The sequence below is a fragment of the Streptomyces sp. 17_S59 genome (genome assembly GCF_056930295.1).
In genome coordinates this window covers 1,079,648-1,094,532 of the sequence record NZ_JBXOWD010000001.1, presented here as the reverse complement: position 1 = coordinate 1,094,532, position 14,885 = coordinate 1,079,648, and the positions used below count along the sequence as shown (strand labels likewise).

At 71.5% G+C, this 14,885-nt stretch carries 14 protein-coding genes; 13 read left to right on the top strand and 1 reads right to left on the bottom strand.

Annotated features, from left to right (window positions below):
* The first annotated feature begins 1 nt into the window (after position 1).
* The 3 genes from hisS to AC1Z4A_RS04545 all read left to right on the top strand — a co-directional run bounded on the left by hisS (position 2) and on the right by AC1Z4A_RS04545 (position 3,459).
* Entirely contained in the window at positions 2–1,264 is a 1,263-nt protein-coding gene (hisS, locus tag AC1Z4A_RS04555) for a histidine--tRNA ligase (RefSeq protein WP_483676527.1), read from the top strand.
* Between the two features lie 59 nt (positions 1,265–1,323).
* Complete coding sequence (locus tag AC1Z4A_RS04550; protein WP_483676526.1) at positions 1,324–1,974, top strand: vitamin K epoxide reductase family protein; 651 nt, start codon at positions 1,324–1,326, stop codon at positions 1,972–1,974.
* Between the two features lie 132 nt (positions 1,975–2,106).
* Complete coding sequence (locus AC1Z4A_RS04545; protein ID WP_483676525.1) at positions 2,107–3,459, top strand: replication-associated recombination protein A; 1,353 nt, start codon at positions 2,107–2,109, stop codon at positions 3,457–3,459.
* Between the two features lie 91 nt (positions 3,460–3,550).
* Here AC1Z4A_RS04545 and AC1Z4A_RS04540 read toward each other — a convergent pair whose 3' ends face one another.
* Positions 3,551–4,267: a DUF2470 domain-containing protein gene (locus AC1Z4A_RS04540; RefSeq protein ID WP_483676524.1), complete on the bottom strand. Its 717-nt coding sequence runs from the start codon at positions 4,265–4,267 to the stop codon at positions 3,551–3,553.
* Between the two features lie 201 nt (positions 4,268–4,468).
* Between AC1Z4A_RS04540 and rpsD the strand changes: the two genes are divergently transcribed.
* The 10 genes from rpsD (at position 4,469) to aroB (ending at position 14,884) form a co-directional block, all read left to right on the top strand.
* On the top strand, positions 4,469–5,083 hold the full coding sequence (gene rpsD, locus AC1Z4A_RS04535; protein WP_483676523.1) for a 30S ribosomal protein S4: 615 nt from the start codon (positions 4,469–4,471) through the stop codon (positions 5,081–5,083).
* Between the two features lie 258 nt (positions 5,084–5,341).
* Positions 5,342–5,788: a DUF948 domain-containing protein gene (locus AC1Z4A_RS04530; protein ID WP_483676522.1), complete on the top strand. Its 447-nt coding sequence runs from the start codon at positions 5,342–5,344 to the stop codon at positions 5,786–5,788.
* Between the two features lie 8 nt (positions 5,789–5,796).
* Complete coding sequence (locus AC1Z4A_RS04525; RefSeq protein ID WP_483676521.1) at positions 5,797–6,126, top strand: DUF6167 family protein; 330 nt, start codon at positions 5,797–5,799, stop codon at positions 6,124–6,126.
* Positions 6,126–8,795, top strand: coding sequence for an alanine--tRNA ligase (gene alaS / locus AC1Z4A_RS04520; protein WP_483676520.1), 2,670 nt, complete (start codon positions 6,126–6,128; stop codon positions 8,793–8,795). Before AC1Z4A_RS04525 ends, alaS begins: the two co-directional genes overlap by 1 nt.
* A 2-nt stretch (positions 8,796–8,797) precedes the next feature.
* Entirely contained in the window at positions 8,798–9,262 is a 465-nt protein-coding gene (gene ruvX, locus AC1Z4A_RS04515) for a Holliday junction resolvase RuvX (RefSeq protein WP_483676519.1), read from the top strand.
* 127 nt (positions 9,263–9,389) lie between these two features.
* Positions 9,390–11,042, top strand: coding sequence for an endolytic transglycosylase MltG (gene mltG, locus AC1Z4A_RS04510; RefSeq protein ID WP_483676518.1), 1,653 nt, complete (start codon positions 9,390–9,392; stop codon positions 11,040–11,042).
* Positions 11,039–11,881: a shikimate dehydrogenase gene (locus AC1Z4A_RS04505; RefSeq protein ID WP_483676517.1), complete on the top strand. Its 843-nt coding sequence runs from the start codon at positions 11,039–11,041 to the stop codon at positions 11,879–11,881. The genes mltG and AC1Z4A_RS04505 overlap by 4 nt, the downstream gene beginning before the upstream one ends.
* A 177-nt stretch (positions 11,882–12,058) precedes the next feature.
* Positions 12,059–13,243: a chorismate synthase gene (gene aroC / locus AC1Z4A_RS04500; protein WP_483676516.1), complete on the top strand. Its 1,185-nt coding sequence runs from the start codon at positions 12,059–12,061 to the stop codon at positions 13,241–13,243.
* A complete protein-coding gene (locus AC1Z4A_RS04495) occupies positions 13,240–13,785 on the top strand; it encodes a shikimate kinase (RefSeq protein WP_483676515.1) in 546 nt (181 codons plus the stop codon). Before aroC ends, AC1Z4A_RS04495 begins: the two co-directional genes overlap by 4 nt.
* A 7-nt stretch (positions 13,786–13,792) precedes the next feature.
* The gene (gene aroB, locus AC1Z4A_RS04490) at positions 13,793–14,884 is read left to right on the top strand and encodes a 3-dehydroquinate synthase (protein ID WP_483676514.1); all 1,092 of its coding nucleotides are present in this window, start codon (positions 13,793–13,795) and stop codon (positions 14,882–14,884) included.
* Position 14,885: the final 1 nt, after the last annotated feature.

Below are 14,885 nucleotides of genomic sequence, written 5' to 3'. Positions count from 1 at the left end.
CGTGAGCACCTTCAAGGCCCCCAAGGGCACCTACGACCTGATCCCGCCCGACTCCGCGGTCTTCCTGGCCGTGCGCGAGGCCATCTCCGCCCCCCTCAAGCGGGCCGGGTACGGCTACGTCGAGACGCCCGGCTTCGAGCAGGTCGAGCTGTTCTCCCGGGGCGTCGGCGAGTCCACCGACATCGTGACCAAGGAGATGTACACCCTCACCACGCGCGGTGGCGACCAGCTCGCCCTGCGCCCCGAGGGCACCGCCTCCGTGCTGCGCGCCGCGCTGGAGGCCAACCTCCACAAGGCGGGCAACCTCCCGGTCAAGCTCTGGTACTCGGGTTCGTACTACCGCTACGAGCGCCCGCAGGCCGGCCGCTACCGCCACTTCTCGCAGGTCGGTGCCGAGGCGATCGGCGCCGAGGACCCGGCGCTGGACGCCGAGCTGATCATCCTGGCCGTCGACGCCTACAAGTCGCTGGGCCTGAAGAACTTCCGCCTGCTGCTGAACTCGCTCGGCGACAAGGAGTGCCGCCCCGCCTACCGGGCCGCCCTGCAGGAGTTCCTGCGCGGGCTCGAGCTGGACGAGGACACCCGCCGCCGTGTCGAGATCAACCCGCTGCGCGTGCTCGACGACAAGCGCGAGGCCGTGCAGAAGCAGCTCGTCGGTGCCCCGCTGCTCCGCGACCACCTGTGCGAGGCGTGCAAGGAGTACCACGAGCAGGTGCGCGAGCTGCTGACCGCGGCCGGTGTCGCCTACCAGGACGACGAGAAGCTGGTGCGCGGCCTGGACTACTACACCCGCACCACGTTCGAGTTCGTCCACGACGGCCTCGGCTCGCAGTCCGCGGTGGGCGGCGGCGGCCGCTACGACGGCCTGTCCGAGATGATCGGCGGGCCCGCGCTGCCGTCCGTGGGCTGGGCGCTCGGCATCGACCGCACGGTGCTGGCGCTCAAGGCCGAGGGGATCGAGCTGGAACTGCCCGCGCCCACCCAGGTCTTCGCCGTGCCGCTGGGCGAGGAGGCCCGCCGGGTGCTCTTCGGCGCGGTGACCGAGCTGCGCCGGGCCGGCGTCGCGACGGACTTCGCGTTCGGCGGCAAGGGCCTGAAGAACGCCATGAAGTCGGCCAACCGCTCCGGCGCGCGCTTCGCGCTCGTCGCCGGCGAGCGGGACCTGGCCGAGGGCGTGGTGCAGCTCAAGGACCTGGAGAGCGGCGAGCAGAAGGCCGTGGCGCTCGACACCGTTGTGAGTGAAGTCCTTTCGGCCCAAGGCTGACTGTCGGGCCCTTGGTGCACAATGGGCGACTACGGCCTACTGATGGGATCGACGGCGCTATGACCACTTCGGCACTCGACCGTTCCGACCTCGACGGCGTGGAGCGGGACGGTCCCGCCCGCGGCGCCGTGGGCGGCAGCCGCGCGTTCGCGCTGCTGCTGGTGATCACGGGTGCCGCGGGTCTGCTGGCGTCCTGGGTCATCACCCTGGACAAGTTCGAGCTGCTCAAGGACCCGAACTTCGTGCCGGGCTGCAGCCTCAACCCGATCGTGTCCTGCGGCAACATCATGAAGAGCGAGCAGGCCGAGGCATTCGGCTTCCCCAACCCGATGCTGGGCCTGGCCTGCTACGCCGTGATCATCGCGGTCGGGATGGGGCTGCTCGCGGGCGCCCGCTACCGCCGCTGGTACTGGCTGGGCATGGAGGCCGGCTGCCTCTTCGGCGTCGGCTTCGTCACCTGGCTCCAGTACCAGTCGCTGTACGTCATCGGGTCGCTGTGCCTGTGGTGCTGCCTGGCCTGGGTCGCCACCATCGTGATGTTCTGGTACGTCACCGTGCAGAACCTCCGCCACGGCTTCATCCCGGCGCCGGAGGGGCTCAAGCGGGGGCTCCTGGAGTTCCACTGGGTGGTGCCCGTGCTCTGGATCGGCGTCATTGGGATGCTGATCCTCACCAAGTGGTGGTGGTTCTGGAGCGGTGGCACGGCGTGATCGTCCGATCACGCGAACCGGGCTGCACCGCCTGAACCGCCCTTGAACCGCCTTTCGCGACTGGCTTGATCGACGCCGCCGGACCTTATGGGTCCGGCGGCGTTGTCAGTGGCGTGGCTTAGGGTTTCGAAGGTGGAGCCCGATCTGTTCACCGCAGCCGAAGAGGACCGCCGGGAGAAGGACCCGGCGAGCAGTCCCCTTGCCGTACGCATGCGCCCCCGCTCGCTCGACGAGGTCGTGGGGCAGCAGCACCTGCTGAAGCCCGGCAGCCCGCTGCGCCGGCTGGTGGGGGAGGGGAGCGGCGGCCCGGCGGGGCCGTCCTCGGTGATCCTCTGGGGGCCGCCCGGCATCGGCAAGACGACCCTCGCCTATGTGGTCAGCCAGGCCACCAACAAGCGCTTCGTGGAGCTGTCCGCGATCACCGCGGGCGTCAAGGAGGTGCGGGCCGTCATCGACGGCGCCCGCCGGGCCTCCGGCGGATACGGCAGGGAGACCGTCCTCTTCCTGGACGAGATCCACCGCTTCAGCAAGGCCCAGCAGGACTCCCTGCTGCCGGCCGTCGAGAACCGCTGGGTGACGCTGATCGCGGCCACCACGGAGAATCCCTACTTCTCGGTCATCTCCCCGCTGCTCTCGCGCTCGCTGCTGCTGACGCTCCAGGCGCTGACCGACGACGACCTCCGCGGCCTGATCCGCCGCGCCCTCGGCGACGAGCGGGGGCTGGGCGGCGCGGTGCGCCTCCCCGAGGACGCCGAGGCGCACCTGCTGCGCATCGCGGGCGGGGACGCCCGCCGTGCCCTCACGGCCCTGGAGGCGGGGGCGGGCTCGGCCATCGCCAAGGGCGAGGACGAGATCACCCTGGAGACGCTCGAGGACGCCGTCGACCGGGCGGCGGTCACATACGACCGCGACGGTGATCAGCACTACGACGTCGCGAGCGCGCTGATCAAGTCGATCCGCGGCTCGGACGTGGACGCCACGCTGCACTACCTGGCGCGGATGATCGAGGCCGGGGAGGATCCGCGGTTCATCGCCCGGCGGCTGATGATCTCGGCGAGCGAGGACATCGGGATGGCCGATCCCACCGCCCTCCAGACGGCGGTGGCGGGGGCGCAGGCGGTGGCGCTGATCGGCTTTCCCGAGGCGCGGATCGTGCTGGGGCAGGTGGCCGTGGCGCTGGCGCTGGCGCCGAAGTCCAACGCCGCGTACCTGGCGATCGACGCGGCGCTGGCGGACGTGCGGGCGGGGCTGGCCGGGCCCGTGCCGCCGCATCTGCGGGACGGGCACTACAAGGGCGCCGAGAAGCTCGGGCACGCGCAGGGGTACGTCTATCCGCACGACGTACCGGGCGGCATTGCGGCGCAGCAGTATGCGCCGGATGCGGTGCGGGGGAAGCGGTATTACGAGCCGACGCGGTATGGGGCGGAGGCGCGGTATGCGGATGTGGTGGAGCGGGTGCGGGCGCGGCTGCGGGCTGAGGACTGAGCGGTCGGTGCTGCCCGGTGGGCCGGTTTGTGCCCACCCGTTCCGCCCTGCGGAACGACTGCCCACAAACCGGCGGCGCCGTTGCTGCGCCCTACTCCATCGCCGCCTCGAAGAGGCGGTGCATCTCGGCGCGGAGCGATGCCATGTCCCGGACCGGGTCCGGGAACTCGAAGCGGGCGTCGAAGGAGCGGTCCGCGGGGGTTCCGGCCCCGTCGCGGCGGGTGAAGCGGACCCGCAGTCCGAAGCGGTCCAGAGCGACCGGCACCACCCGCTCGTAGGCCTCGGGGCCGGTGTTCTCACGGCCGCCCAGCAGGGCGCACAGGCTCCGCACCTGGTCGCCGTGGCCGGAGTGCAGATGCTGCAGCAGCTCGGCCTCGTGCGTCACCAGCGGGTCGGCGCAGGCGCGGGCGAACTCCTCCGGCTCGATCGTCTCCGCGCCCCAGAGGTCGTCCACGCTCCCCTCGCCCAGCTCCAGCCGCAGCAGCATCCGCCCGGCCTCGGCCACCCCCGGCGCGCACGTCAGCCAGCCGGACAGCCAGGCCCGTCCCCGGATGCGGTTGGGCACGGAGACCGGCGCCACGTCGGTCAGCTCCAGCACGGCCGACAGCTCGTCGTCCTGGGCGTGCGTGGCGGCCCGTACGGCGGGGGAGTCGACGGGCAGCACCAGGAAGATCTCGCCGTCCGGGCCCACGCTGCGCACGTCCGGCATCAGCTGGTCCGGGTAGGTGCCGCCCAGCCCGGGAATCAGCAGCACCGCGGAGCATGTACTCTGTACGAGAGTTCGTGTGCGCTCGGCTGCTGACGGCATCCGTGCGATTTCTAGTCCGCTGGGACGCGGCTGACCACGATCTGATCGGACCTCCGTCACGTCGACGCCCTCTAGAGCGTCGGATCCCTTTTGGGATTCTTTCGTGCTGTCCGTGATGTGACTGGTGTTCCCCGGACGAGACATGCGATCTCCTTGAGTAAGGTAAGCCTAACCTAACTTATCAACGGAGGTCTGGAGAACGTGCCTAACCAGTCGCGTCCCAAGGTCAAGAAGTCCCGTGCGCTCGGCATTGCGCTGACGCCGAAGGCCGTCAAGTACTTCGAGGCCCGCCCCTACCCGCCGGGCGAGCACGGCCGTGGCCGCAAGCAGACCTCGGACTACAAGGTCCGTCTGCTCGAGAAGCAGCGTCTGCGCGCCCAGTACGACATCAGCGAGCGCCAGATGGCGCGCGCCTACGACCGCGCCAAGAAGGCCGAGGGCAAGACGGGCGAGGCGCTGGTCGTCGAGCTCGAGCGCCGCCTCGACGCCCTGGTCCTGCGTTCGGGCATCGCCCGCACCATCTACCAGGCCCGCCAGATGGTCGTCCACGGCCACATGGAGGTCAACGGCAAGAAGGTCGACAAGCCGTCCTTCCGTGTCCGTCCGAACGACGTCGTGATGGTCCGCGAGCGCAGCCGCAGCAAGACCCTCTTCGAGACGGCCCGTGCCGGTGGCTTCGCCGCCGAGGGCGAGACCCCGCGCTACCTGCAGGTCAACCTGCCGGCGCTGGCCTTCCGCCTGGACCGTGACCCGAACCGCAAGGAGATCCCGGTCATCTGCGACGAGCAGCTCGTCGTCGAGTACTACGCCCGCTGAGTCGGACGCAGGGCTCTCCTTTCGCCCAGCCCGTCGTTTCTCCGGCCCTCGTGGCCGGCGAGCGGCGGGCTCGCGCGTTTCCGGGCCCGCCGCGGGGCCCCCGGGCGCGTTCGCACACGCACATCCGTGCCCGTACGGACCGGTAATGCGGTACGGCTGCGGAGGCCCGGCGCGATAAGGTCGGTACCCGACGTTTATTTCGGTGGACACGATGTCCACGCCGATGAACAGCGACGATTCAGCAGGGAGCGGTGCAGCGTGTCCGGTGGAGAGGTGGCCGGGATCCTCGTGGCCGTCTTCTGGGCGATCCTCGTGTCCTTCATCGCCCTGGTGCTCGTGCGCCTCGCGCAGACCCTGAGGGCGGCCACCAAGCTGGTCGCCGAGGTCTCCGAACAGGCCGTGCCGCTGCTCGCCGACGCCTCCGCGACCGTCCGCTCCGCGAACACCCAGCTCGCCCGCGTCGACTCGATCACCGCCGACGTCCAGGAGGTCACGGCGAACGCCTCCGCCCTCTCCTCGACCGTCTCGTCCGCCTTCGGCGGGCCGCTGGTCAAGGTCGCCGCGTTCGGCTACGGCGTGCGGCGGGCGATCGGCCGCAAGACGGAGGACGCGCCGCCGCAGCGCACCGTGTTCGTCGGCAGAGCCGTCGGCGACCAACTGCCGTCCGCCCGGCGCGGCAGCCGCCGGACCCGTGGGAAGGGCTGATCCCGGAAATGTTCCGCCGTACGTTCTGGTTCACCACCGGTGTGGCCGCCGGTGTGTGGGCCACCACCAAGGTCAACCGCAAGCTCGCCAAGCTCACCCCGGAGAGCCTGGCGCTGCAGGCGGCGGACCGGGTGGTCATCGCGGGCCGCAAGGCCAAGCTCTTCGCCCTGGACGTACGCGAGGGCATGGCGGACCGCGAGGCGGCGCTCAGGGACGCGCTCGGCCTCACCGCCGCGCCGCCCGCGCCCGAGCGTCACGCACTTCCCGAGCAGCGCCGCCTGGTCGCGCTCGAACAGCAGCACCCCTACAACTCGTACACCCGGAAAGAGGACCACTGATGGAGTCGGCTGAAATCCGCCGCCGCTGGCTGCGCTTCTTCGAGGAGCGCGGGCACACCGTCGTCCCCTCGGCGTCGCTCATCGCGGACGACCCGACCCTGCTGCTGGTCCCGGCGGGCATGGTGCCCTTCAAGCCCTACTTCCTCGGTGAGGTCAAGCCGCCCTTCCCGCGCGCCACCAGCGTGCAGAAGTGCGTCCGTACCCCGGACATCGAGGAGGTCGGCAAGACCACCCGCCACGGCACGTTCTTCCAGATGTGCGGCAACTTCTCCTTCGGCGATTACTTCAAGGAAGGCGCCATCAAGTACGCCTGGGAGCTGCTGACGACTCCCGTGGCGGACGGCGGCTACGGCCTGGAGCCCGAGAAGCTCTGGATCACCGTCTACCTCGACGACGACGAGGCCGAGCGCATCTGGCGCGACGTCATCGGCGTGCCGGCCCAGCGCATCCAGCGCCTGGGCAAGAAGGAGAACTACTGGTCCATGGGCGTTCCGGGCCCCTGCGGTCCGTGCTCCGAGATCAACTACGACCGGGGCCCGGAGTTCGGTGTCGAGGGCGGCCCGGCCGTCAACGACGAGCGCTACGTGGAGATCTGGAACCTGGTCTTCATGCAGTACGAGCGTGGTGCCGGCGAGGGCAAGGAGGACTTCCCGATCCTCGGCGACCTGCCCAGCCAGAACATCGACACCGGCCTCGGCCTCGAGCGCCTGGCGATGATCCTCCAGGGCGTGCAGAACATGTACGAGACCGACACCCTGCGTGTCGTGATCGACAAGGCCACCGAGCTCACCGGCGTCCAGTACGGCGCTGCCAAGGACACGGACGTCTCCCTGCGCGTGGTCGCCGACCACATGCGCACGTCCACCATGCTCATCGGTGACGGCGTCACCCCCGGCAACGAGGGCCGCGGCTACGTCCTGCGCCGCATCATGCGCCGCGCCATCCGCAACATGCGCCTGCTGGGCGCCACCGGCCCGGTCGTCGCCGAGCTGCTCAACGTCGTCATCCGCACGATGGGCCAGCAGTACCCCGAGCTGCTGACCGACCGCGCGCGCATCGAGACCGTCGCGCTCGCCGAGGAGGCCGCCTTCCTCAAGACCCTGAAGGCCGGCACCAACATCCTCGACACCGCCGTCTCCGACACCAAGGCCGCGGGCGGCAAGGTCCTCGCCGGCGACAAGGCGTTCCTGCTCCACGACACCTGGGGCTTCCCGATCGACCTCACCCTCGAGATGGCCGCCGAGCAGGGCCTCTCCGTGGACGAGGACGGCTTCCGCCGCCTGATGAAGGAGCAGCGGGAGCGCGCCAAGGCCGACGCCAAGGCCAAGAAGACCGGCCACGCCGACCTGTCCTCCTACCGTGAGGTCGCCGACGCCTCCGGCGAGACCGACTTCACCGGCTACACCACCACCGAGGGCGAGTCGACCATCGTCGGCCTGCTCGTCGACGGCGTGCCCTCGCCCGCCGCCTCCGAGGGCGACGAGGTCGAGGTCGTCCTGGACCGCACCCCCTTCTACGCCGAGGGCGGCGGTCAGCTCGCCGACCAGGGCCGGATCAAGCTGGACAACGGCGCGGTCATCGAGATCCGCGACGTCCAGAAGCCCGTCCCGGGCGTCCACGTCCACAAGGGCGTCGTCCAGGTCGGCGAGGTCACCGTCGGCGCCTCCGCCTACGCCGCGATCGACGTCCGGCGCCGCCGGGCCATCGCCCGCGCCCACAGCGCCACCCACCTCACCCACCAGGCGCTGCGCGACGCCCTCGGCCCGACGGCCGCCCAGGCCGGTTCGGAGAACTCCCCGGGCCGCTTCCGCTTCGACTTCGGCTCGCCGGCCGCCGTGCCCGGCTCGGTCCTCACCGACGTCGAGCAGCGCATCAACGAGGTCCTCTCCCGGGAACTCGACGTGCACGCCGAGGTCATGAGCCTGGACGAGGCCAAGAAGGCCGGCGCCATCGCCGAGTTCGGCGAGAAGTACGGCGAGCGCGTGCGCGTCGTGACCATCGGCGACTTCTCCAAGGAGCTGTGCGGCGGCACCCACGTCGCCAACACCGCCCAGCTGGGCCTGGTGAAGCTGCTCGGCGAGTCCTCGATCGGCTCCGGAGTGCGCCGCGTCGAGGCCCTCGTCGGCGCCGACGCCTACAACTTCCTGGCCAAGGAGCACACGGTCGTCGCCCAGCTCACCGAGCTGGTCAAGGGCCGCCCGGAGGAGCTGCCGGAGAAGATCTCCGGGATGCTCGCCAAGCTCAAGGAGGCCGAGAAGGAGATCGAGCGCTTCCGCGCCGAGAAGGTGCTCCAGGCCGCGGCCGGCCTGGCCGCGGGCGCCAAGGACGTCCACGGCATCGCCCTGGCCGTCGGCCGGGTGCCGGACGGCACCGGCGCCGACGACCTGCGCAAGCTCGTCCTGGACGTCCGGGGCCGCATCAACGGCGGCCGCCCGGCCGTCGTCGCCCTGTTCACCGTGGCGGGCGGCCGCCCGCTGACCGTCATCGCCACCAACGAGGCCGCCCGCGAGCGCGGTCTCAAGGCCGGTGACCTGGTTCGCACGGCTGCCAAGACGCTCGGTGGCGGCGGTGGCGGCAAGCCGGACGTCGCCCAGGGCGGCGGCCAGAACCCCGAGGCCGTCGACGAGGCCATCGCCGCCGTCGAGCGCCTCGTGGCGGAAGCGGCCTGACCGTGCGACGAGGCAGGCGCATTGCCGTGGACGTCGGGGACGCCCGGATCGGGGTCGCCACCTGCGACCCCGACGGGATCCTCGCCACCCCGGTCGAGACCGTCCCCGGGCGCGACATCCCGCAGGCCCACAAGCGGCTCGCGGCGATCGTCGCGGAGTACGAGCCCGTCGAGGTCGTCGTCGGCCTGCCCCGCTCCCTCAAGGGGGGAGAGGGGCAGGCCGCGGCCAAGGTGCGGACCTTCGCCAAGGAGATGGCCCGGCGCATCGCGCCGGTGCCGGTCCGGCTGGTCGACGAGCGCATGACGACCGTCACCGCCGCACAGGGCCTGCGCGCCTCCGGCGTCAGCTCGAAGAAGGGGCGTTCCGTGGTCGACCAGGCAGCCGCCGTGGTCATCCTCCAGAACGCCCTGGAGATCGAGAAGGTCTCGGGCCGCCCGCCGGGCGAGGCCGTCGAAGTGGTCATCTGATCGCAGTACGGTAACGTTCCGCGCGACATGGCAGCTGTTCGAATGTCTTCCGGGCAGGACCAGACATCGGACCAGTGCGCTCCACGGGGCGCCCGACGGCTGCCGCTGTTGCGGCTCTAGGGGATAGATGACTGAGTACGGCCGGGGTTCCGGCTCCCAACCGTGGCATCCCGAGGACCCTCTCTACGGGGACCAGGGGTATGCCGGGCAGCAGTACGCCCAGCCTCAGTCGCAGCCCCAGTACGGCGCACAGCATCCCGAACAGCAGTACGGCTGGGACCCCTCGCAGGGCGCGGGGGGTCCCTACGTCCAGAACCCCGGCGACCCGTACACCGAGCAGCACACGGGACAGCACCAGGCGGCGCAGCACCACACAGGGCAGCACGCCATTCCGCAGACCGGCGGTTACCCGGCCGAGCAGTACGGCGCGCCCGGCGGCTACCCGCAGGAACAGCAGCAGGCCCCCTACGTCGGCGAGCAGCGGCACGGGCAGCACGAGCAGGTCGCGGCACCCCAGGCACCCGTGCACGAGGAGTGGCACGCGGAACCGGATCCCGGCCACGACAACAGGATCTCCCTCTTCGACGAGCCGGTGGGCACCGAGCCGGAGGCCGACAGCGTCGACCCGCCCGAGGAGCGGGGCGGCCGGGGCCGCGAGCGCCGCGGCAAGGGCAAGAAGAACAAGAAGAACAAGAAGAACAAGAAGAACAAGCGCCGCAGCGGCACCGCCTGCCTGCTGGTCGCCTTCGTGCTCGTCGGCGTCGTGGGCGGCGGCGGGTACTTCGCCTACGACTACTGGGAGACCAATTTCGGCCCCGCGCCCGACTACGACGGCGAGGGCAGCGGCCAGGTGCAGGTCGAGATCCCGAAGGGTTCCTCCCTGACCCAGATGGGCCAGGCCCTGCAGGACGCCGGCGTGGTGAAGAGCGTCCGCGCCTTCACCGAGGCCGCGGCCAAGAAGTCCATCCAGCCGGGCACCTACACCCTCCGCAAGGAGATGTCCGGTGCGGCCGCCGTCTCGATGATGACCGACTCCGGGAACTTCCTCACCATCCGCGAGGGCATCCGGGCCGCCGAGGTCTACGCCGAGATCGACAAGAAGCTCGGGCTCAAGGCGGGCGCCACCAAGGAGGCTGCCAAGAGCCAGGCGAAGAACCTCGGGCTGCCCGACTGGGCCGGCAGCGACCCCAACGTCAAGGACCCGCTGGAGGGCTTCCTCTTCCCGTCGCAGTACAGCGCGGGCAAGGGCACCAAGCCCGAGGAGATCCTGCGCCAGATGGTCGCCCGCGCCAAGCAGAACTACGACCAGCAGGACCTGGCGGGCAAGGCCCAGCAGCTGGGCCTGAAGTCCCCGCTCCAGGTCGTCACCGTCGCGAGCCTCGTCCAGGTCGAGGGCAAGTACAAGCACGACTTCGACAAGATCTCCCGGGTCATCTACAACCGGCTCAAGCCGGACAACAAGGAGACCTACGGGCTGCTGGACTTCGACTCCACGGTCAACTACGCCAGGAGCCAGAGCACCCTCGACACCGGTGCCGTCAGCGACCTGCGCAAGTTCAAGGACCCGTACAACACCTACAGCATCAAGGGCCTGCCGCCCGGCCCGATCAGCAACCCGGGCATGGACGCGCTCAAGTCCGCACTGGAGCCCGCGCCCGGCCCCTGGTACTACTTCGTCTCCGTCAACGACAACGAGACGCTGTTCGCCGTGACCAACGAAGAGCACAACAAGAACCGGCAGCGGTACGAGCAGGAGCACAAGAAGGGCACCTCCTCATGAACCGGCTGAACCGACCCCGCCGTGCCGCCGTACTCGGCTCGCCGATCGCCCACTCGCTCTCCCCGGTCCTGCACCGCGCCGCCTATGCGGAGCTGGGCCTGGAGGAGTGGACCTACGACCGCTTCGAGGTCGACGAGGCCAGCCTGCCCGCCTTCGTCGAGGGGCTCGACGACACCTGGGCCGGGCTCTCCCTCACGATGCCGCTCAAGCGGGCGGTCATCCCGCTGCTGGACGAGATCAGCGCGACCGCCGAGTCCGTCGAGGCCGTCAACACCGTCGTCCTGACCGAGGACGGCCGCCGCCTCGGCGACAACACCGACATCCCCGGCATCGCGGCCGCGCTGCGCGAGCGCGGCGTGGACAAGACCGACTCGGCGGCCGTGCTCGGCGCCGGGGCCACCGCCTCCGCGGCCCTCGCCGCCCTCGCCCGGATCTGCACCGGAGAGGTCACCGCCTACGTCCGCAGCGCCGAGCGCGCGGCCGAGATGCGCCACTGGGGCGAGCGGCTCGGCGTGGCCGTGCGCACCGCGGACTGGTCCCGGGCCGCCGAGGCCTTCACCGCGCCGCTGGTGATCGCCACCACCCCGGCCGGGGCCACCGACGCCCTGGCGGCCGCGGTCCCCGAGCGGCCCGGCACGCTCTTCGACGTCCTGTACGAGCCCTGGCCGACCCCGCTGGCCGCAGCGTGGTCCGCAGCCGGCGGCACGGTCCTGGGCGGGCTGGACCTGCTGGTGCACCAGGCCGTGCTCCAGGTCGAGCAGATGACCGGCCGGGCCCCCGCGCCGCTGGCCGCGATGCGTGCTGCGGGAGAGGCGGCGCTGGCGGCGCGGACGCGCTGACCGCTGTCCGCAGGGCGGCATGACCGGTCCATTACCTGGACCGGCGGCCTGTGGACGGCCCGGGACGTGGGAGGATCGGAGGTGGCGGGCCGGGGCCGCGCTCGCCCAGCCACCGCTGGGAGGTGCCACCGGGCCACGCCGCCGCATGATTTTCAGCGCGCGAGCAGAGGAGTCCCGTTGAGCAGGTTGCGCTGGCTGACGGCCGGAGAGTCGCATGGACCGGCACTGGTGGCGACGCTGGAGGGACTTCCCGCCGGCGTGCCGATCACCACCGACATGGTGGCGGACCACCTGGCCCGGCGGCGGCTCGGCTATGGACGCGGCGCGCGCATGAAGTTCGAGCGCGACGAGGTCACCTTCCTCGGCGGCGTGCGGCACGGCCTGACCCTGGGCTCCCCGGTCGCGGTCATGGTGGGCAACACCGAGTGGCCCAAGTGGGAGCAGGTCATGGCGGCCGACCCCGTGGACCCCGCCGAGCTGGCCGAGCTGGCCCGCAACGCCCCGCTGACCCGGCCCCGTCCCGGCCACGCGGACCTCGCGGGCATGCAGAAGTACGGTTTCGACGAGGCCCGGCCGATCCTGGAGCGCGCCTCCGCCCGGGAGACCGCCGCCCGCGTCGCCCTCGGCGCCGTCGCCCGCTCCTTCCTCAAGGAGACGGCCGGCATCGAGATCGTCTCGCACGTCGTCGAGCTGGCCGCCGCCAAGGCCCCGTACGGCGTGTACCCCAAGCCCTCCGACGTCGAGAAGCTCGACGCCGACCCGGTGCGCTGCCTTGACGCCGACGCGAGCAAGGCGATGGTCGCCGAGATCGACCAGGCCCACAAGGACGGCGACACCCTCGGCGGCGTCGTCGAGGTCCTCGCCTACGGGGTGCCGGTGGGTCTCGGCTCGCACGTCCACTGGGACCGGCGGCTCGACGCCCGCCTGGCCGCCGCGCTGATGGGCATTCAGGCCATCAAGGGCGTCGAGGTCGGCGACGGCTTCGGGCTGGCCCGCGTGCCCGGCTCCAAGGCGCACGACGAGATCGTGGCCACCGAGGACGGCATCCGCCGCACCTCCGGCCGCTCCGGCGGCACCGAGGGCGGCCTGACCACTGGTGAGCTGCTGCGGGTGCGCGCCGCGATGAAGCCCATCGCCACCGTCCCGCGCGCCCTGGCCACGGTCGACGTGGCCACCGGCGAGGCCGCCCAGGCCCACCACCAGCGCTCCGACGTCTGCGCCGTGCCGGCCGCCGGCATCGTGGCCGAGGCGATGGTGGCCCTGGTCCTCGCCGACGCGGTCGTCGAGAAGTTCGGCGGCGACAGCGTCACCGAGACCCGCCGCAACGTGCGGGCCTACCTCGACAACCTGGCCATCAAGTGACCACCCCCGGCCGGCCCGCAGTCGTCCTGGTGGGCCCGCCCGGCGCGGGCAAGTCCACCATCGGCGCCCTGCTCGCCGAGCGGCTGGGCACCGGCTACCGGGACACCGACGCCGACATCGAGCGGACGGCCGGAAAGCCCATCCCGGAGATCTTCGTCGACGAGGGCGAGCCGCACTTCCGCGAGCTGGAGCGGCAGGCCGTCCGCGCCGCCGTGGCCGAGCACCCCGGGGTGCTCGCCCTCGGCGGCGGCGCGGTCATGGACCCGGGGACACGGGCCCTGCTGAAGGGCCTGCCCGTGGTCTTCCTCGACGTCGAACTGGCCGATGCCGTGCACCGCGTGGGGCTGGACGCCCCGCGCCCGCTGCTCGCCGTCAACCCCCGCAAGCGGTGGCGCGAGCTGATGGAACAGCGCCGTCCGCTCTATACCGAGGTCGCCCGCGCCGTCGTCGCCACCGGAGGCCGCACCCCGGAGCAGGTCGCCGACGCCGTGCTGGAGGCGCTGGAGCTGCCCCGGGACCGTACCCCAGACATCACGCAGTGAGGAACGCATGACCGACGCCCCCACCCGCATCCAGGTCGCCGGAAGCGCGGGCACCGCTCCGTACGAGGTCCTGGTCGGCCACCGGCTGCTGGGCGAGCTGCCCGGCCTCATCGGCACCGAGGCCAAGCGCGTGGCCGTGCTGCACCCCGAGGCGCTCGCCGAGACCGGGGAGGTGCTCCGCCAGGACCTCGCCGAGCAGGGCTACGAGGCCATCGCCATCCAGCTCCCCAACGCGGAGGAGTCCAAGACGGTCGAGGTCGCCGCCTACTGCTGGAAGGCGCTGGGCCAGACCAAGTTCACCCGCACCGACGTCATCGTCGGCGTCGGCGGCGGTGCCACCACCGACCTGGCGGGCTTCGTGGCCGCCACCTGGCTGCGCGGGGTGCGCTGGATCGCGGTCCCCACCACCGTCCTGGGCATGGTGGACGCGGCGGTCGGCGGCAAGACCGGCATCAACACCGCCGAGGGCAAGAACCTCGTCGGCGCCTTCCACCCGCCGGCGGGCGTGCTCTGCGACCTGGCCGCGCTGGAGTCGCTGCCGGTCCACGACTACGTCAGCGGGCTCGCCGAGATCATCAAGGCCGGTTTCATCGCCGACCCGGCGATCCTGGACCTCGTCGAGGCCGACCCCGAGGCCGCCCGCACCCCGGCCGGCCCGCACACCGCCGAGCTGATCGAGCGCGCCATCCGGGTCAAGGCCGAGGTGGTCTCCACCGACCTCAAGGAGTCGGGCCTGCGCGAGATCCTCAACTACGGGCACACCCTCGCCCACGCCATCGAGAAGAACGAGCGCTACAACTGGCGGCACGGTGCCGCCGTCTCCGTCGGCATGGTCTTCGCCGCCGAACTCGGCCGGATCGCCGGCCGGCTGGACGACGCCACCGCCGACCGGCACCGGGCGATCCTCCAGTCCGTGGGCCTGCCCATCACCTACCGGGGCGACCAGTGGCCCAGGCTGCTGGAGACCATGAAGGTCGACAAGAAGTCCCGGGGCGACCGGCTGCGCTTCATCGTCCTCGACGGCCTTGCCAGGCCGACGGTCCTGGAGGGGCCCGACCCGGCGATGCTGCTCGCCGCGCACGCGGAGATCGCGGCGTGAG

Excerpts from the sequence above, each read along its gene's own strand:
- AC1Z4A_RS04550 (WP_483676526.1), top strand. The coding sequence starts at position 1,324 with ATGACCACTTCGGCACTCGACCGTTCCGACCTCGACGGCGTGGAGCGG.
- AC1Z4A_RS04540 (WP_483676524.1), bottom strand. The coding sequence starts at position 4,267 with ATGCCGTCAGCAGCCGAGCGCACACGAACTCTCGTACAGAGTACATGC.
- AC1Z4A_RS04525 (WP_483676521.1), top strand. The coding sequence starts at position 5,797 with ATGTTCCGCCGTACGTTCTGGTTCACCACCGGTGTGGCCGCCGGTGTG.
- alaS (WP_483676520.1), top strand. The coding sequence starts at position 6,126 with ATGGAGTCGGCTGAAATCCGCCGCCGCTGGCTGCGCTTCTTCGAGGAG.
- mltG (WP_483676518.1), top strand. The coding sequence starts at position 9,390 with ATGACTGAGTACGGCCGGGGTTCCGGCTCCCAACCGTGGCATCCCGAG.
- AC1Z4A_RS04505 (WP_483676517.1), top strand. The coding sequence starts at position 11,039 with ATGAACCGGCTGAACCGACCCCGCCGTGCCGCCGTACTCGGCTCGCCG.
- aroB (WP_483676514.1), top strand. The coding sequence starts at position 13,793 with ATGACCGACGCCCCCACCCGCATCCAGGTCGCCGGAAGCGCGGGCACC.